Origin of the sequence: Pantoea sp. BR_17 (assembly GCF_041955125.1) — a bacterium.
GTDB classification, from domain to species: Bacteria; Pseudomonadota; Gammaproteobacteria; order Enterobacterales; family Enterobacteriaceae; genus Pantoea; species Pantoea stewartii.
Window position 1 is genome coordinate 162597 of the sequence record NZ_JAVAXT010000011.1, and the last position, 17619, is coordinate 180215.

At 52.6% G+C, this 17619-nt stretch carries 16 protein-coding genes, 1 tRNA gene and 1 rRNA gene; 14 read left to right on the forward strand and 4 right to left on the reverse strand.

Translation table 11 applies throughout. From position 1 onward, the window contains the following. Window positions 1-63 precede the first annotated feature (63 nt). Entirely contained in the window at window positions 64-1107 is a 1044-nt protein-coding gene (gene mreB, locus RAC60_RS17140; protein WP_003855260.1) for a rod shape-determining protein MreB, read from the reverse strand. 309 nt (window positions 1108-1416) lie between these two features. Then, window positions 1417-3366 (reverse strand): RNase E specificity factor CsrD, encoded by a 1950-nt coding sequence (csrD, locus tag RAC60_RS17145; protein ID WP_325992339.1) that lies wholly within the window; start codon window positions 3364-3366, stop codon window positions 1417-1419. 282 nt (window positions 3367-3648) lie between these two features. On the opposite strand from csrD, the gene msrP reads away from it, so the two are divergent. The 14 genes from msrP (at window position 3649) to RAC60_RS17215 (ending at window position 16818) form a co-directional block, all read left to right on the forward strand. After that, window positions 3649-4653, forward strand: coding sequence for a protein-methionine-sulfoxide reductase catalytic subunit MsrP (msrP, locus tag RAC60_RS17150; protein WP_006120979.1), 1005 nt, complete (start codon window positions 3649-3651; stop codon window positions 4651-4653). Further along, window positions 4654-5256, forward strand: a complete 603-nt coding sequence (msrQ, locus tag RAC60_RS17155) for a protein-methionine-sulfoxide reductase heme-binding subunit MsrQ (RefSeq protein WP_006120980.1) — start codon at window positions 4654-4656, stop codon at window positions 5254-5256. Window positions 5257-5477: 221 nt separating this feature from the next. Further along, window positions 5478-5930 (forward strand): type II 3-dehydroquinate dehydratase, encoded by a 453-nt coding sequence (gene aroQ, locus RAC60_RS17160; RefSeq protein ID WP_033740114.1) that lies wholly within the window; start codon window positions 5478-5480, stop codon window positions 5928-5930. A gap of 25 nt (window positions 5931-5955) precedes the next feature. Continuing rightward, window positions 5956-6420, forward strand: a complete 465-nt coding sequence (gene accB, locus RAC60_RS17165; protein WP_033740068.1) for an acetyl-CoA carboxylase biotin carboxyl carrier protein — start codon at window positions 5956-5958, stop codon at window positions 6418-6420. A gap of 11 nt (window positions 6421-6431) precedes the next feature. Next, complete coding sequence (accC, locus tag RAC60_RS17170; RefSeq protein WP_039341728.1) at window positions 6432-7781, forward strand: acetyl-CoA carboxylase biotin carboxylase subunit; 1350 nt, start codon at window positions 6432-6434, stop codon at window positions 7779-7781. 72 nt (window positions 7782-7853) lie between these two features. After that, on the forward strand, window positions 7854-8096 hold the full coding sequence (locus RAC60_RS17175; protein ID WP_033740072.1) for a YhdT family protein: 243 nt from the start codon (window positions 7854-7856) through the stop codon (window positions 8094-8096). Beyond that, window positions 8086-9531 (forward strand): sodium/pantothenate symporter, encoded by a 1446-nt coding sequence (gene panF, locus RAC60_RS17180; RefSeq protein ID WP_033740073.1) that lies wholly within the window; start codon window positions 8086-8088, stop codon window positions 9529-9531. Before RAC60_RS17175 ends, panF begins: the two co-directional genes overlap by 11 nt. Window positions 9532-9546: 15 nt before the next feature. Then, a complete protein-coding gene (prmA, locus tag RAC60_RS17185) occupies window positions 9547-10431 on the forward strand; it encodes a 50S ribosomal protein L11 methyltransferase (protein ID WP_375094074.1) in 885 nt (294 codons plus the stop codon). Window positions 10432-10831: 400 nt separating this feature from the next. Beyond that, entirely contained in the window at window positions 10832-11797 is a 966-nt protein-coding gene (gene dusB / locus RAC60_RS17190) for a tRNA dihydrouridine synthase DusB (protein ID WP_033740115.1), read from the forward strand. Window positions 11798-11820: 23 nt separating this feature from the next. Continuing rightward, a complete protein-coding gene (fis, locus tag RAC60_RS17195; protein ID WP_003855228.1) occupies window positions 11821-12117 on the forward strand; it encodes a DNA-binding transcriptional regulator Fis in 297 nt (98 codons plus the stop codon). 546 nt (window positions 12118-12663) lie between these two features. Beyond that, on the forward strand, window positions 12664-13689 hold the full coding sequence (locus RAC60_RS17200) for an amino acid ABC transporter substrate-binding protein (RefSeq protein ID WP_033740076.1): 1026 nt from the start codon (window positions 12664-12666) through the stop codon (window positions 13687-13689). Window positions 13690-13757: 68 nt separating this feature from the next. Next, the gene (locus RAC60_RS17205) at window positions 13758-14936 is read left to right on the forward strand and encodes an amino acid ABC transporter permease (RefSeq protein ID WP_054686961.1); all 1179 of its coding nucleotides are present in this window, start codon (window positions 13758-13760) and stop codon (window positions 14934-14936) included. A gap of 15 nt (window positions 14937-14951) precedes the next feature. Continuing rightward, window positions 14952-16052: an amino acid ABC transporter permease gene (locus RAC60_RS17210; RefSeq protein WP_375094075.1), complete on the forward strand. Its 1101-nt coding sequence runs from the start codon at window positions 14952-14954 to the stop codon at window positions 16050-16052. A gap of 7 nt (window positions 16053-16059) precedes the next feature. After that, window positions 16060-16818, forward strand: a complete 759-nt coding sequence (locus RAC60_RS17215) for an amino acid ABC transporter ATP-binding protein (protein ID WP_033740081.1) — start codon at window positions 16060-16062, stop codon at window positions 16816-16818. A 525-nt stretch (window positions 16819-17343) separates the two neighbouring features. Here the strand turns inward: RAC60_RS17215 and rrf are convergent. Both rrf and RAC60_RS17225 read right to left on the reverse strand, forming a co-directional pair. Beyond that, window positions 17344-17459 (reverse strand): 5S ribosomal RNA (rrf, locus tag RAC60_RS17220). 37 nt (window positions 17460-17496) lie between these two features. Continuing rightward, window positions 17497-17572 (reverse strand) — tRNA-Thr (locus RAC60_RS17225). Window positions 17573-17619: the final 47 nt, after the last annotated feature.

Here is a 17619-nt window from a genome sequence, read left to right on the forward strand (position 1 = left end):
GCAGCGCCGGTTTACACGCTACTCCCTGCGCACTGTTACGACGGTCTCAGCCGGTTGAGGCCATTATTCTTCGCTGAATAAATCGCCGCCATGCATGTCGATCATTTCCAGGGCTTTACCGCCGCCGCGCGCAACGCAGGTCAGCGGATCTTCCGCGACGACAACAGGAATGCCTGTTTCTTCCATCAGCAGACGATCCAGATTTCTCAGCAGCGCACCACCGCCCGTCAGGACCATGCCACGCTCGGAAATGTCAGAGGCGAGTTCTGGCGGACACTGTTCCAGCGCGACCATTACTGCACTCACAATTCCGGTGAGCGGCTCTTGCAGGGCTTCAAGGATTTCATTTGAGTTAAGGGTAAAGCCGCGTGGCACACCTTCTGCCAGGTTACGACCACGCACTTCGATCTCACGCACTTCGTCACCCGGGTAAGCAGAACCGATCTCATGCTTGATACGTTCCGCTGTGGCTTCACCAATCAGTGAACCGTAATTACGGCGCACATAATTAATGATGGCTTCATCGAAGCGGTCACCACCGATACGCACGGAAGAAGAGTAAACTACGCCGTTCAAAGAAATGACGGCAACTTCAGTGGTACCGCCACCAATATCGACTACCATTGACCCGGTCGCTTCAGAAACCGGTAAGCCAGCGCCAATGGCGGCCGCCATAGGTTCTTCAATCAGGAACACTTCACGTGCACCCGCCCCCTGGGCAGATTCGCGGATTGCGCGGCGCTCAACCTGCGTGGCACCGACAGGCACACATACCAGCACGCGCGGACTTGGGCGCATAAAGCTGTTGCTGTGAACCTGCTTAATGAAGTGCTGCAGCATTTTCTCGGTCACGAAGAAGTCGGCGATAACGCCATCTTTCATAGGACGAATGGCTGCAATATTGCCCGGTGTACGGCCTAGCATCTGTTTGGCGTCATGACCAACGGCCGCTACACTTTTAGGTGAGCCGGCACGATCCTGGCGAATAGCCACTACGGAAGGCTCGTTCAGCACGATGCCTTGTCCTTTTACATAAATCAGGGTGTTCGCGGTACCCAGGTCAATGGACAAGTCATTGGAAAACATGCCACGAAATTTTTTAAACATACTAAGGGATAATCCTGCAAGCTGGAGGCGGAAAATAAAATCCGCTTACTTTACCAACCACACGAAGCTGCCACAAGGCGCAAAAACGTTCTGCTTCGGTGAAAAATTAGGCGACATTCGCATTAAATCATTTACAGCTGTTTCGCACACGAGCGGAACAGCGATATCACGCTATCAGAGCAGCTTGTTAAAGAATTTTCTTAACTTTACTCCGACATAAAATCTAACATTTCAGGCGCTCTATTCTGCCTGTTTGTTGTCCTGTATTCACTAAAAGCTGGCGTAAAACCGGCGAATTCAGGCAAACGATTAAATCTGGTAACGTTGCGAGTACTTTTTCACATTACTGTTGACCGGCTGAGAAGGTGAAAACAGGTCGCCCTGCCCGCCTTCAACCCCTAATTCGACCAGAGTTTGCCACTCCGCTTTTGTGCGAACGCCTGCCGCATAAAGCCGGGTACCGGTCGGCTTGCAGACGTCCAGCAGGCTCCGCACAAACAGCTGATTTTCAGTACGGCGCTCAATGTTGCGCACCAGGCCGGCATCCAGCTTGATTAACGCGACCGGCAGTTGCCTGATATAGGCGCTACTGACTACCGTCAGTCCTGCCTGACTGATAGCAATCCGGCAGCCAAATGCCTGGAGCGAATGCAACACCGGAATCAAACGGCTGATGTGTTGACAAACATCCCCTTCCGCAAGTTCAAATAAAAATCGTTTTCGCTGACTTTTTGGGCAGGCCAGCAACATTCGCTGCAACCAGACGACAAAGGGACGCTTTAACAGAGAGTCGATACTGACCGGGATAACCAGTGTTTCTTCAGGCCACAGCTCTGACAAAGCGGCAATGCGCAACACCATCTGCCTGTCCCAGCTCTCTACCATGCCAAGCTGCTGCACCAGTGGCATGTATTCAGCCGACAGCACTTCTTTATCACCATCAAAGATGCGGCTGAGTATGACACGATGACGAACCTTGCCCTCACGGTCCACGGCAGGTTTTTGATAGAGCCGCGGCCCACCGCGACTGAGTGTGTTTTCCAGCAAAGTGCGCCAGCGAACACTGCCGCGCCCGGCATCCTGCGGATTGCCCGCGCCGTTTGACCAGTTATTGCCACCGGACAGCGTTGCCCGTCGCGTCGCCATCTCCACATTTTCCATTACCTGCGGCACCGTCTGGCCACTGTGCCAGGCGCTGATACCAATGTGAATAAAGTCGTCACGGTTCACCATGCGCATAGGAGGTAACGCATCAACGGCATTAATTAACTGGTCAGCGATGCTGTTGGCCTCTTTCAGGCTGCGGTGCGGCAGCAATACCGCAAAATCACTGCGAAAATAACGCGCAAGAAGCGCGCCGGGATAACGCATGACAAAAGTGGACAGCATATTGACAACGTTAAACAGGTACTCTTCAACCAGCACCGGTCCAAGCGAGTGATCGTGCGTGTCGAGCTCAGGAAAGCGGATCATCATGACCACGCCGTGTGTCCCGACATCTTCCTGGTCCTCCAGCAAGGTGGCCAACTGATTATCGAAGAAAAGCCGGTTATTCAGCCCGGTTCGGCCATCCTGCGCAGCAAAGGTACGAATTAACGTATCAATGCGAACGCGCTGCTCGCCGGCTTCCTGTAAATCTGACAGAAGCTGATCGATCGCCCGACTGGCTTTGGGCGGCCACTCATCACGCTGCTTTTGGCGGAAGAAGGTACGCTCGCCAGCAAGAATCGATGCCGAACGACTTTCCAGGTGTTCCATCCCGCGCCATTGACGCACCAGCCAGCGATGGATGATGGACAGCATCACCGCCATAATCAGTACAACCAGCACGAGGGCGACAAGGGTATAAGTCGCAGGAATCGAGCGTAGCCAGGTTTGTGCAGGATCGAGAATCGTCAACTGGAGCCGCATTCCCGGTTGGTGCATTAGCGCAATGTCAAAATGGATATAGCGGTTTTTTTCGTGCTCGAGCATCTGATTTTCATGGCGGGACAGCGTAAAAACAGGTTGGCGACCGTTATAGAGAGAAAGTTGCTCCGCGTTGATAACAGGCAACATCGGGGCCAGCCAGGCCTTGAGCGCATCGGGAGGCTGGCTCAGCAAGACGTTATCAACTTCTGTCGCCAGCACCTGTACGCGACTTTCGACACGCTGATGCGTGAGCCAGAAAACACTAAGAGCACAACCCACCAGCATTAAAACCATTGCCAGTACGCTAATCAGTGTAATAAATGCAGAAAGTTTGGTCGTTAATCGCATCCCTGTGCCTGTTTCACTTCGGTTGTCGCCGGATCACGCTGGCGCTGCACGGCAGCCGGAAGAAATTTGAGCAAAATAACACAAATGTCGTCTGGCAACAGTGGCGTTGTGCGTGAAGGCGAAGTATACCGCTGAGAAGATCTCACAGCGCCTGATTCTACATTTTTCAGTGGATTCCCATTTGAGAGCGAAGCCAGGAAATTTCACATTTTTGCAGCGAAATTCGCCAGCATAAGTAATAGTCATCATGCTGGTTGAGACTATCGCGCCTGGAGAAAAACGATGAAGCCGACTAAAAGCCTGACCGAAGCAGATGTAACGCCAGAAAGCATCTTTAATATGAACCGTCGTCGGGTGCTTCAGACGCTGGGGCTGGGTGCCGCGGCCATGGGCCTTCCCGGCATGGCGAATGCTGATATCCTGAGCTGGTTCAAAGGCAACGACCGCCCTGCAGCCCCCGCAGGCCGTCCGCTTGACTTTACCAAACCCGCCCAGTACCAGGCTAACCTGCCCTTAACGCCCGCCGATAAAGTTTCCGGATACAACAATTTCTACGAATTCGGTCTGGATAAAGCCGATCCTGCGGCGAACGCCGGTACCCTAAAAACCGATCCCTGGAAACTGACGATTGAGGGCGAAGTGGCTAAGCCCGTGACGCTGGACATGGATGATATTTTTAAGCGCTTCGCGATGGAGCAACGAATCTATCGCATGCGCTGTGTTGAAGCCTGGTCGATGGTCGTTCCCTGGATCGGATTTGAACTGAATAAACTGCTGAAGCTGGCAGAACCCACCAGCAAAGCCCGCTTCGTCGCCTTCCAGACGCTGTACGCGCCCGATCAGATGCCAGGGCAAAAAGACCGGTTTATTGGCGGCGGGCTCAATTACCCTTATGTAGAAGGTTTGCGTCTGGATGAAGCGATGCATCCGCTTACGATTCTGACAACGGGCGTATACGGTAAAGCGCTGCCGCCGCAGAATGGTGCGCCGATTCGCCTGACGGTTCCGTGGAAATATGGCTTTAAGGGCATCAAGTCCATTGTGAAAATTACGCTCACTCACGATCAACCGCCAACGACATGGAATCAGATTGCCGACAATGAGTATGGTTTCTATGCCAACGTGAATCCCCATGTGAACCATCCACGCTGGTCACAGGCGACCGAACGTTTTATTGGTCCGGGCAGTAGCTTTAATGTGGATCGTCAGCCCACGTTACTCTTCAACGGTTATGCCGATCAGGTTGCCTCACTCTATCGCGGCATGGATTTGCGGGAGAATTATTGAGTGCGCCTGACAATAAAGCAGATCGGCTGGCTTAAAGTCCTGTTGCATCTGGCTGCGTTCCTGCCGTTGGTTTATTTGATCATGGCCGCGATGCACGGTGGACTGAGCGCCGACCCGGCAAAGGATATCCAGCATTTTACCGGCCGAATGGCATTGAAACTGCTGCTGGCTACGTTGCTGGTGTCGCCCTTAACGCGCCTGATAAAACAACCCCTGCTCATTCGGACCCGACGCCTGCTGGGGATCTGGACATTTTTCTGGGCCAGTTTGCATTTGACCAGCTACTACCTGTTGGAGCTGGGAATAAATAACATCGGCCTGCTGGGCAGTGAGCTGATTTCCCGGCCCTATCTGACGCTGGGGATCCTCTCCTGGTTTATCTTGTTGGCGCTGGCCGTCACGTCTTTCCAGCGCATGCAGCGTAAACTCGGCAAACGGTGGCAAACATTGCATAACCTGATCTATCTGGTCGCGATCCTGGCACCTGTCCATTATCTCTGGTCAGTCAAAATCCTTTCGCCGCAACCCATTATTTATGCGCTTTTAGCCCTGGTCCTGTTAGCGTGGCGCTACAAAAAGTTCATTAAGTGGTGGCCGCGTTAACCGCTCTTTTCCCCGCTATCGTCTGCAAAAATGCGGTCTCCGGACCGCATCCGATCAACTTCGCAGATAAGACCAGTATTTTGCTGCGAAATGCCACGAAACGGATATAATGGCCGGCTTTATTGCGATTTGACGCTTCTTTTTCACCGTGACGGGTGACAAATGGAAAGCGGCAAGGTATTTTACGCGATGCCTCAATGATTGCGGGAGATGGCAGCAAGATGGCCGATAAATTACATATTCTGCTTTTGAACGGTCCCAACCTTAATCTGTTGGGAACGCGCGAGCCTGAAAAATACGGGGACGTCACGCTGGATCAGATCGTTTCTCGTCTGGTGCAGCAGGCAGACCAGTTGAATGTAGCGTTAAGCCATTTGCAGTCCAATGCTGAATATCAGCTCATTGATCGCATTCATGAGGCAAAAGGCAACGTGGATTATATCATCATCAATCCTGCCGCGTTTACGCACACCAGCGTCGCACTTCGTGATGCGCTGTTAGCAGTGGACATTCCCTTTATCGAAGTCCATCTGTCAAATGTGCACAGCCGCGAGCCCTTCCGCCAACATTCCTATTTTTCTGATGTCTCTGCGGGCGTTATTTGTGGGCTTGGCGCCGATGGCTACTCGTGGGCATTACAAACGGCAGTAAAGCGCCTGTCTCATACTAATTAATCAAACTGAGTACGGAACCCCATTCATGGATATTCGTAAAATTAAAAAACTGATCGAACTGGTTGAAGAATCTGGCATTTCTGAGCTGGAGATTTCCGAAGGTGAAGAGTCTGTTCGTATCAGTCGTGCACCTGCAAACACTGGTTATCCGATGATGCAGCAGGCTTATGCTGCGCCTGTTGCTCAGCAACCGGCGCTGGCGAGCGCCGTGGCACCTGTTGCCGCTGTCGCAGAAGCTGCACCAGCAGAAATCAGTGGTCACATCGTACGTTCACCGATGGTCGGTACCTTCTACCGCACACCAAGCCCGGATGCGAAAGCGTTTGTGGAAGTGGGCCAGAAAGTCAATGCCGGTGACACGCTGTGCATCGTTGAAGCCATGAAAATGATGAACCAGATCGAAGCCGACAAATCTGGCGTTGTTAAAGCCATTCTGGTCGAAAGTGGTCAACCGGTAGAATTTGACGAGCCACTTGTTGTCATCGAATAACGGGGCGAACCATGCTGGATAAAATTGTTATTGCTAACCGCGGTGAGATTGCACTGCGCATTCTGCGTGCCTGTAAAGAACTGGGCATTAAGACTGTCGCTGTTCACTCAAGCGCGGACCGTGACCTGAAACACGTGCTGCTGGCAGACGAAACGGTTTGCATCGGCCCGGCACAGTCGGTCAAAAGTTATCTCAACATCCCGGCGTTGATCTCTGCTGCAGAAATCACCGGCGCGGTGGCGATTCACCCTGGCTACGGCTTCCTGTCTGAGAACGCGGATTTTGCTGAGCAGGTTGAGCGCTCTGGCTTTATCTTTGTGGGCCCAAAAGCTGACACCATCCGCCTGATGGGCGATAAAGTGTCGGCCATCACGGCGATGAAGAAAGCTGGCGTGCCGACCGTACCTGGCTCCGATGGCTCACTGACCGATGACATGGAAAAAAACCGTGCCTTCGCCAAGCGCATCGGCTATCCGGTCATTATTAAAGCCTCCGGCGGCGGCGGCGGTCGTGGTATGCGCGTTGTGCGCAGTGACAAAGATCTGGAACAATCCATCAACATGACGAAAGCGGAAGCCAAAGCGGCTTTCAACAACGACATGGTGTACATGGAGAAGTATCTGGAAAATCCACGTCACATCGAAATCCAGGTTCTGGCTGATGGCCAGGGCAACGCCATCTATCTGGGCGAGCGTGACTGTTCTATGCAGCGCCGCCACCAGAAAGTCGTGGAAGAAGCGCCAGCACCGGGCATTACGCCAGAGCTGCGTTCATTCATCGGTGAGCGTTGTACTAAAGCCTGTATCGATATCGGCTATCGCGGCGCAGGGACGTTTGAGTTCCTGTACGAGAATGGCGAGTTCTATTTCATTGAAATGAACACCCGTATTCAGGTTGAACATCCGGTCACCGAAATGATCACCGGCGTCGACCTGATTAAAGAGCAGCTGCGTATTGCTGCTGGCCAGCCGCTGTCAATCAAGCAAGAAGATGTGATTATTCGCGGTCATGCGGTTGAATGCCGTATCAACGCCGAGGATCCGGTCACCTTCCTGCCAAGCCCTGGTAAGATTACCCGTTTCCATGCACCGGGTGGTTTTGGTGTGCGTTGGGAATCCCATATTTATGCGGGTTACAGCGTGCCGCCGTATTATGATTCCATGATCGGAAAGCTCATCACCTACGGTGAAACCCGTGATATCGCCATTGCCCGTATGAAAAACGCGCTGGCGGAGCTGATTATCGACGGCATCAAAACCAACATCGAACTGCAGATGAAAATCATGTCCGATGAAAACTTCCAGCACGGTGGTACCAATATCCACTATCTGGAGAAAAAACTCGGCCTGCACGAGAAGTAATCGCAATGCTGAGTTAGTCTGAGGCCGGATATTCCGGCCTTTTTCTTTTCCCGCTGGCGTTAAGGTCACATCATGGACGCGCGTTTTTTACAGGCTCACAAAGAGGCTCGCTGGTCGCTCTGTCTCACGCTGGCCTGGCTGGCTGTCTGGGGCATTTCCGCCTGGTCGGGCGGCGATGCGGTTGGCATAACCGGTTTGCCACGCTGGTTTGAGCTCTCCTGCATTTTTGCGCCTCTGCTGTTCATTTTTCTGTGCTGGCTAATGGTCCGTACACGCTTCCGTGAGATGTCTCTTGAGGAGGAAGATGAACACTGAAATCATCCTGCCACTGTTGGCTTATCTGGTCGTTATTGCCGGTCTGTCCGTCTTTGCGATGCGTAAACAGCGCAAAGGAAATTTCCTGACCGAGTATTTTCTGGGTAGCCGTTCGATGGGCGGATTTGTGCTGGCTATGACCATCACCACCACCTATATCAGCGCCAGCTCCTTTATCGGTGGCCCAGGCGCAGCGTATAAATATGGTCTGGGCTGGGTGCTGCTGGCCATGGTTCAGGTTCCTGCTGTCTGGCTTTCACTGGGTGTACTGGGGAAGAAATTTGCCATTCTGGCGCGTAAGCATAATGCGGTCACGCTTAACGATATGCTCTATGCGCGCTATGGCAGCACACTATTGGTGGTCCTGGCCAGCCTGAGTTTACTCGTTGCCTTTGTGGGCGCGATGGCCGTGCAGTTTATCGGTGGCGCACGCCTGCTGGAAACCGCAGCCGGTATCCCCTACGACACGGGATTACTGATCTTCGGTGGGACTATCGCGCTTTATACGGCATTTGGTGGCTTCCGGGCCAGCGTGCTTAACGATGCCATGCAGGGCATTGTGATGCTGATTGGCACCTTTTTGCTGCTGTTTGCAATTATTCACCATGCCGGAGGGATCCACACTGCTGTAGAAAAACTGCATGCGATTGATCCCAAACTGCTGTCTCCTGAGGGGCCGGGCGATATCATTACGCCGACGTTCCTGAGCTCATTTATCGTTCTGGTCTGTTTTGGCGTTATCGGTCTGCCCCATACCGCTGTCCGCTGTATTTCCTACAAGGACAGTAAAGCCGTTCACCGGGCGATTGTTCTCGGCACTATCGTGGTGGTGGTACTGATGCTGGGAATGCATCTGGCAGGCGCGCTGGGCCGCGCCATATTGCCCGATCTGACCGTGCCCGATCGGGTTATCCCGACGCTGATGATTACCGTCCTGCCGCCGCTGGCCGCTGGGCTGTTTTTAGCGGCGCCGATGGCGGCGATCATGTCGACCATCAACGCGCAGCTGTTGCAGGCTTCCGCTACGCTGGTAAAAGATCTGTATTTACGCCTCGCACCTCAGCAACTGGACAATGAGCCACGACTGCGGATGTTATCGGGCACGGTGACATTTGCCCTGGGTGTCGTTTTGCTGTTCGTAGCCTGGCATCCGCCCGACATGATTATCTGGCTTAACCTGCTGGCGTTTGGTGGGCTGGAGGCAGTATTCCTGTGGCCGCTGGTTCTGGGGTTATATTGGGAACGCGCCAATGCCGCAGGCGCGCTCAGCGGGATGGTGGTGGGCGGAGGCTGTTATGCCATTCTGGCAACCCTGGGCCTGCAACTGTGGGGATTTCATCCCATCGTGCCTTCCTTATTGTTAAGTCTGCTGGCGTTCCTGGTCGGCAATCTGTTTGGGCGTTTACCCGCCGTGGTTAACGCACCACAACACTGAATTAAGAGAGATGTTATGCCGTGGATTCAAATCAAAATTAACAGTTCTGGTGCCAACGCAGAGGCGCTGAGCGATGCACTGATGGAAACCGGTGCCGTGTCAGTGACCTTTCAGGATACCCATGACACGCCCGTCTACGAACCTCTGCCCGGGGAAACCCGTTTATGGGGCGATACCGATGTTATCGGGTTGTTCGATGCCGAAAGCGACATGGAAGGCGTCATTGCCGAACTTTCACAGCATCCACTGCTGGGAGAGAATTTTCGCCACAAGATCGAGCAGATCGAAGACAAAGACTGGGAACGCGAGTGGATGGAGAACTTCCATCCTATGCGCTTTGGCGAACGCTTGTGGATCTGCCCGAGCTGGCGCGATGTGCCCGATCCGAATGCCGTCAATGTCATGCTGGATCCCGGGCTGGCTTTCGGAACCGGCACACATCCCACCACATCGCTCTGTCTGACGTGGCTCGACGGTCTGGATCTGAACGGTAAAACGGTGATCGATTTTGGCTGCGGCTCTGGGATCCTGGCGATCGCCGCCTTAAAGCTGGGTGCAGCGCAGGCCATTGGCATTGATATCGATCCTCAGGCGATTCAGGCCAGCCGCGACAATGCCGAGCGCAATGGGGTGGCGGACCGTCTGTCTCTTTATCTGCCGCATCAGCAACCGGAAAACCTGCAGGCTGATGTGGTGGTGGCAAACATTCTTGCCGGACCGCTGCGTGAGTTAGCGCCGCTTATCCGTGTGCTGCCTAAATCAGGCGGGCATCTGGGATTATCAGGCGTGCTGGAAAGCCAGGCCGAGAGTGTCTGTGAAGCTTATGCCATGCACTTTGCGCTGGACCCTGTCGCCGTTAAGGAAGAATGGTGCCGGATTACGGGCGTAAAAAACGCTTAGCGTCGTAAACGATGCGAGCGTCAGACTCAGCCCTGCAAACGTCGCAGGGCTGTATACCTTCTCCTCATACAGATGAAAGCGAACCTGTCTGGTCGTCGCTGCCTTTCACGCTCAATCGCTATGCTTTTGTCAACCGTCTGTACGGCGTGTTGTGTCGTTAATCACGGTATGTGACGTTTTTTATCTGGCGAATGCCGAATCTTCGTCGGAAAAACCTTTGTTCACAAAATAAACATAACTGGATAACACCATGATTTTTAATGTCATTTATCCATAACACCCTTGTCAGAGCAGACTAAAAGCAGTTTTCTTGCGAATTGTTCAAAGTTTGGCCTTTCATCTTAAGAAAAAAATGCGTAATATACGCCGCCTTGCAGACACAGTATGGCATTACGACTTCATGCGCATTGGAAACCTCCAGCTGAGAAATCGACTGATTGCGGCACCGATGGCCGGTATTACAGACAGGCCTTTCAGAACGCTTTGTCATGAGATGGGTGCAGGAATGGCGGTTTCTGAGATGTTGTCATCCAATCCCGAAGTGTGGGCCAGTGACAAATCTCGTTTACGCATGGTGCACAGTGATGAACCCGGCATTCGTGCCGTCCAGATTGCAGGCTGTGATCCCAGTGAGATGGCTCAGGCTGCACGTATTAATGTCGACGCTGGTGCACAGGTGATTGATATTAATATGGGTTGCCCAGCCAAAAAGGTGAACCGCAAAATGGCGGGGTCGGCCTTACTGCAATATCCTGCCGTGGTCGAGTCTATTCTCTCTGCCGTGGTAAATGCGGTTGATGTACCGGTCACATTGAAAATCCGTACCGGTTGGGATCCAGAAAACAGAAACTGTGTCGCGATTGCCCAATTGGCTGAGCGTTGTGGCATTCAGGCTTTGACGATACATGGCCGCACTCGTGCCTGCCTGTTCAACGGAGACGCTGAATACGACAGCATTCGGACAGTTAAGCAGAGTGTCTCTATTCCGATTATCGCGAACGGAGACATAACTGACCCGCATAAAGCCAGAGCAGTGCTCGACTACACCGGAGCCGACGCTTTGATGATAGGACGTGCTGCTCAGGGAAGACCGTGGATCTTCCGGGAAATCCAGCATTATCTGGACACTGGGGAGCTGCTTGCCCCGCTGCCACTGGCAGAGGTCAAGCGTTTGCTTGTTTCGCATATACGTGAGCTGCACGACTTTTACGGTCCAGGCAAGGGATACCGTATAGCGCGGAAGCACGTGTCCTGGTATCTCCAGGAACATGCCCCAAATGACCAGTTTCGGCGCACATTCAACGCCATTGAGGATGCCAGCGAACAGCTGGAGGCGTTGGAGGCATACTTCGAAAATCTTGCGTAACGAAATAAAGAGCTGAAAGAACTATGTTCGAACAACGCGTAAATTCTGACGTACTGACCGTTTCTACCGTTAACTCACAGGATCAGGTAACTCAAAAACCTTTGCGTGATTCGGTTAAACAGGCACTGAAGAACTATTTTGCTCAACTGAATGGTCAGGATGTGAGTGACCTGTATGAGCTGGTTTTGGCTGAAGTCGAGCAGCCTCTGTTGGACATGGTGATGCAGTATACCCGTGGCAACCAGACCCGTGCTGCCCTGATGATGGGTATCAACCGCGGTACGCTGCGTAAGAAACTGAAAAAATACGGCATGAACTGATTCAGGTTCACACCGTTAATCTCGCCAGCCTTCGGGCTGGCGTTTTTATTTGTGCGCTACTACGCAAATTTTTTTAAAAACGCTGAAACAGTTGCATCACATATGGTAACTGTAGTTGCAGTCGCCAGCGTGACTTTAACAGACTTACCTTTCACATTTTCTCTTCTTCGCGGTCTTTGTCTTTTGTACCACCATGCCCTTCAGCCCAGCCCTGTCGGCCTTTTGTGAGCACGGCTACCTTTTTAAGCAATCTCATGTCTGCTTACATCAGCCACATGCAAACAGGCTCACACTGTTGCTAAATAGTGAAACAAATTGCACTAAATGTGATCTAGCCGACTCGAAATGCATCCTTTTGGTGCGCCATATTATTGCAGCCTTCCGGATAATTCAGATTATTACCCGATATTTCAGGTGAATTCAGAATTCTGCAAACCTGGCACTGGCTTTGCAAAGTCGTGGATGGCTGATCGCCACAGACAGGAAACGCACACCAAAGTGCGCACTACATAACAACACAACACGACATGCCACACAGGATGCTTTATGAAAAAGATGATGCTCTCTACTCTGGTTGCTGCGGCTTCGCTGCTCGCCGTTGCTCAGCAAGCCCACGCAGGCGCCACGCTGGATGCGATTAAAAAGAAAGGATTCGTTCAATGTGGTATCAGCGATGGCCTGCCAGGCTTCTCTTATGCAGACGCCAGCGGTAAATTTACCGGTCTTGATGTGGATATCTGTCGTGCCGCGGCGGCAGCCGTATTTGGTGATGCAACAAAAGTAAAATATACCCCGCTGACCGCAAAAGAGCGCTTCACTGCATTACAGTCTGGCGAAGTGGACGTGCTTTCTCGTAACACTACCTGGACCTCATCACGTGATGGCGGCATGGGCTTCATGTTTACCGGTGTTAACTACTATGACGGCATTGGTTTCCTGACCCACAAAAAAGCGGGCCTGAAAAGTGCGAAAGAGCTGGATGGTGCCACCGTCTGTATTCAGGCCGGTACTGACACTGAACTGAACGTTGCGGATTATTTCAAAGCGAACAAGATGCAGTACACCCCGGTGACATTTGACCGCTCCGACGAATCGGCAAAAGCACTGGATAGCGGCCGTTGCGATACGCTGGCTTCCGATCAGTCACAACTTTATGCACTGCGTATCAAATTAGGTAAACCAGACGACTTTATCGTTCTGCCGGAAGTCATCTCTAAAGAACCGTTGGGTCCTGTTGTTCGTCGTGGTGATGATGACTGGTTCACCATTGTGAAATGGTCACTGTTTGCCATGCTGAACGCCGAAGAAATGGGCATCACCTCTAAAAACGTGGATGAGAAAGCCGCGAAGCCAGCGACGCCCGATATGGCTCACCTGTTAGGTGCCGAGGGTGACTATGGCAAAGATCTGAAGCTCGATAACAAATGGGCGTACAACATCATCAAGCAGGTCGGTAACTATCAGGAAAGTTTTGATCGCAACGTCGGTAAAGACAGCCCGCTGAAAATCGCTCGTGGCCAGAATGCGCTCTGGAACCAGGGTGGTATTCAGTACGCACCACCGGTTCGTTAAGTCTACCTCCCCGTCGGGCACCGTTTTCTGCGGTGCCCCAGCAAGGCTTTCGTTATTGAGGTTTCAACATGTCACAACGCCCAACCGTGAAAAGGGATTTTTCGTTCGGTAATCCCACGGTTCGCGCCTGGCTTTACCAGATCGTGGCGATCGTTATCGTACTGTCTGTGGTGGGTTATCTCGTCCACAACACCGTCATCAATCTTGCTAATCGCGGTATCACTTCCGGGTTTGGTTTTTTAGAACGTAATGCGGGTTTCGGCATCGTTCAGCATCTTATTGATTATTCCGAAGGGGATACCTACGCGCGGGTATTTCTGGTTGGCCTGACAAATACCCTGCTGGTTTCCGCACTTTGTATTGTATTTGCTTCCATACTGGGCTTCTTTATTGGCCTGGCGCGTCTCTCAGAGAACTGGTTATTACGTAAAATCGCGAATATCTACATTGAAATCTTCCGCAATATCCCGCCGTTATTGCAGATTTTCTTTTGGTATTTCGCGGTGTTGCGTAACCTGCCCGGCCCGCGTCAGGCGCTGAATGCCTTTGATCTCGCCTTCGTGAGTAATCGTGGCCTGTATATTCCCTGGCCGACCTATGCGCCAGGTACCTGGCCTTTCGTTATCGCTCTAGCACTGGCTGTGGTGGCGAGCTACGGTTTATATCGTTTTAACCGACAGCATCAGCTTAAAACCGGTCAGTTACGTCGCTCCTGGCCCGCAGCTGTTGCGATGCTGATCCTGTTCCCGCTGGTTGCGCATGCAGTTTTTGGTGCCGCCATGCACTGGGATATCCCGGAGTTGCGTGGGTTTAACTTCCGGGGCGGCTTCGTCATGATACCTGAGCTGGCAGCGCTCACGCTGGCCCTGTCGATCTATACGTCATCTTTCATTGCCGAGGTGATTCGCTCAGGTATTCAGGCTGTGCCTTACGGACAGCATGAAGCGGCGCGTTCACTGGGGTTACCGAATCCCGTCACGCTGCGTCAGGTTATCATTCCTCAGGCCATGCGAGTGATTATTCCGCCCCTGACCAGCCAGTATCTCAATATCGTCAAAAACTCCTCTCTGGCTGCCGCGATAGGTTACCCGGACATGGTGTCGCTGTTTGCCGGTACGGTGCTGAATCAGACCGGTCAGGCTATTGAAACCATTGCGATTACGATGAGCGTCTACCTGATTATCAGCCTGCTGATTTCACTGTTGATGAATATTTATAACCGCAAAATCGCGCTGGTTGAGCGTTAAGAACACGGGATGACTATGTCTGTCACTGCACATGAAACGACGCCCGTAGCCTCCTCGCCGCTGAGCCGGGGCTGGCTATGGGCCCGCAAGAACCTGTTTTCAGGATGGTTTAACACCTTACTGACGTTGTTATGTATCTGGCTGATCTGGCACCTGATCCCCCCGGCGCTGAACTGGCTGATCTTTGATGCCAACTGGTTTGGCACTACGCGCGCAGACTGCACAAAAGAAGGCGCATGCTGGGTCTTCATTCATGCCCGTTTTGGTCAGTTTATGTATGGGCTCTATCCTCATGAGCTGCGCTGGCGCATTAATCTTGCGCTGGTGATTGGCTTAGTGTCGATTGTGCCCATGTTCCTGAAACGGTTGCCGTTTCGTGGACGCTATATCGCCGTCTGGGCGGTATGCTATCCGCTGATCGTCTGGTTTTTACTGTACGGTGGATTTTTGGGACTGGATCGCGTGGAAACGCGCCAGTGGGGCGGCTTAACGCTGACCCTGATCATCGCCTCGGTGGGCATTGCGGGCGCCTTACCTTTAGGCATTTTGCTGGCGTTAGGGCGCCGCTCTAAAATGCCTGTTGTCCGTACGCTTTCTGTCATCTTTATTGAGTTCTGGCGTGGCGTTCCGCTGATCACCGTGCTGTTCATGTCATCGGTCATGCTGCCGCTGTTTATGGCAGAGGGAACCACTATCGACAAACTGGTACGTGCCTTAGTCGGCGTGATTCTGTTCCAGTCGGCGTATGTGGCCGAGGTAGTTCGCGGTGGGCTGCAGGCATTACCAAAAGGACAGTATGAAGCCGCTGAATCCCTTGCCCTGGGATACTGGAAGACCCAGATGCTGGTGATCCTCCCTCAGGCGTTAAAACTCACCATTCCGGGCCTGGTGAATACCATTATTGCGTTATTCAAAGATACCAGCCTGGTTATCATCATCGGTTTGTTCGATCTGTTTAGCAGCGTTCAACAGGCTACGGTCGATCCGGCCTGGCTGGGCATGTCCACAGAGGGCTATGTCTTTGCGGCGCTGGTCTACTGGATTTTCTGTTTTAGCATGTCACGTTACAGCCAGTATCTGGAAAAACGTTTTCACACCGGGCGTAAATCGCACTGAGGTTTCTATGACACAAATAATAACTGATTCAACCAATGCGATGATTTCGCTTGAAAATGTGAACAAATGGTACGGCCAGTTTCATGTGCTGAAAGACATTAATCTGCAGGTGAAACCGCGCGAACGTATCGTGCTATGCGGTCCGTCAGGGTCAGGAAAGTCGACGACGATTCGTTGTATCAACCATCTGGAGGAACATCAGAAGGGGCGGATTGTGGTCGATGGTATTCATCTGAATGATGACGTACGGAATATAGAGCGCGTTCGTACTGAAGTCGGTATGGTCTTTCAGCACTTTAATCTTTTTCCTCACCTTACGGTTTTGCAGAACTGTACGCTAGCGCCGATGTGGGTGCGTAAGATTGCCAAAAAAGAAGCGGAGGAGCTTGCGATGCACTATCTGCAGCGCGTACGCATTGCTGAACACGCGCATAAGTTTCCTGGTCAGCTTTCAGGCGGCCAACAGCAGCGTGTCGCGATTGCGCGTTCATTGTGCATGAAACCTAAAATTATGCTGTTTGATGAGCCCACCTCTGCCCTGGATCCGGAAATGGTGAAAGAGGTGCTGGATACCATGATTGGGCTTGCAGAAGATGGCATGACGATGCTGTGTGTCACGCATGAGATGGGCTTTGCACGTACCGTTGCCGATCGGGTGATCTTTATGGATCGCGGCGAGATCGTGGAGGTTGCGCCACCGCAGGAGTTTTTTGCAAATCCGAAGTCAGAACGTACCCGCGCTTTCCTGTCCCAGGTTATTCACTGACCGCTCTCGTTTCTGACCGTACCTCCGTCTCTGACAGAGGTACGGTTCTGACCTTTCCTGTCCGGATGATGCACCACGTTGTAAATCCACCGTCATCCTTTATAAAACTCCGCTTTTTAACAACTGAGGAAACGCTGTCGTCGACGGTGCATGCCTGAATCGTGCTGTATTCAGCAAGGGTGAGCTGGCCCAGCCAGTGCTCGCCTGTACATTGATCGGATATGGGTGATTCAGGCGGGTTTACTGACGGCTTATAGAGTGATCCACAGATCTTTCCGCTTTAACCCTGATACGCGTCTGCCTGAGCTGGCCCGTGATGCACTTTATGTGGACGAGCCTGCTGGCGACAGGTAGAAATCGGCGTTGCAGAAGTCAGCCAGCCCACCAATGAGGCGAGTTTCACGGCTTTGGTGCCGGCGGTAGCGCGGCTTCCGCTGAGGTGCGGCTCGTCCCTTTCGGTTTCAGGCGGATAACCGACGTAAAAAAGCCCCGTACTTTCGTACGGGGCTTTTTTACTTTATTGATGCCTGGCAGTTCCCTACTCTCGCATGGGGAGACCCCACACTACCATCGGCGCTACGGCGTTTCACTTCTGAGTTCGGCATGGGGTCAGGTGGGACCACCGCGCTACAGCCGCCAGGCAAATTCTTTATTCGCCGAACTCTAGCCATATATAACTGGTGCTGATACCCAGAGTCGAACTGGGGACCTCACCCTTACCAAGGGTGCGCTCTACCAACTGAGCCATATCAGCACGCAACAGGTATTCCCGGCATTATTATGCTGATGCTCGGGTCGTTC

What these genes read in the sequence shown, in the direction of transcription:
- RAC60_RS17200 (WP_033740076.1), top strand. Translation starts at nt 12,664, where the DNA reads ATGAAAAAGATGATGCTCTCTACTCTGGTTGCTGCGGCTTCGCTGCTC.
- dusB (WP_033740115.1), top strand. Translation starts at nt 10,832, where the DNA reads ATGCGCATTGGAAACCTCCAGCTGAGAAATCGACTGATTGCGGCACCG.
- panF (WP_033740073.1), top strand. Translation starts at nt 8,086, where the DNA reads ATGAACACTGAAATCATCCTGCCACTGTTGGCTTATCTGGTCGTTATT.
- RAC60_RS17205 (WP_054686961.1), top strand. Translation starts at nt 13,758, where the DNA reads ATGTCACAACGCCCAACCGTGAAAAGGGATTTTTCGTTCGGTAATCCC.
- aroQ (WP_033740114.1), top strand. Translation starts at nt 5,478, where the DNA reads ATGGCCGATAAATTACATATTCTGCTTTTGAACGGTCCCAACCTTAAT.
- csrD (WP_325992339.1), bottom strand. Translation starts at nt 3,366, where the DNA reads ATGCGATTAACGACCAAACTTTCTGCATTTATTACACTGATTAGCGTA.
- mreB (WP_003855260.1), bottom strand. Translation starts at nt 1,107, where the DNA reads ATGTTTAAAAAATTTCGTGGCATGTTTTCCAATGACTTGTCCATTGAC.
- accC (WP_039341728.1), top strand. Translation starts at nt 6,432, where the DNA reads ATGCTGGATAAAATTGTTATTGCTAACCGCGGTGAGATTGCACTGCGC.
- accB (WP_033740068.1), top strand. Translation starts at nt 5,956, where the DNA reads ATGGATATTCGTAAAATTAAAAAACTGATCGAACTGGTTGAAGAATCT.
- msrP (WP_006120979.1), top strand. Translation starts at nt 3,649, where the DNA reads ATGAAGCCGACTAAAAGCCTGACCGAAGCAGATGTAACGCCAGAAAGC.
- RAC60_RS17210 (WP_375094075.1), top strand. Translation starts at nt 14,952, where the DNA reads ATGTCTGTCACTGCACATGAAACGACGCCCGTAGCCTCCTCGCCGCTG.
- fis (WP_003855228.1), top strand. Translation starts at nt 11,821, where the DNA reads ATGTTCGAACAACGCGTAAATTCTGACGTACTGACCGTTTCTACCGTT.
- RAC60_RS17175 (WP_033740072.1), top strand. Translation starts at nt 7,854, where the DNA reads ATGGACGCGCGTTTTTTACAGGCTCACAAAGAGGCTCGCTGGTCGCTC.
- prmA (WP_375094074.1), top strand. Translation starts at nt 9,547, where the DNA reads ATGCCGTGGATTCAAATCAAAATTAACAGTTCTGGTGCCAACGCAGAG.
- RAC60_RS17215 (WP_033740081.1), top strand. Translation starts at nt 16,060, where the DNA reads ATGACACAAATAATAACTGATTCAACCAATGCGATGATTTCGCTTGAA.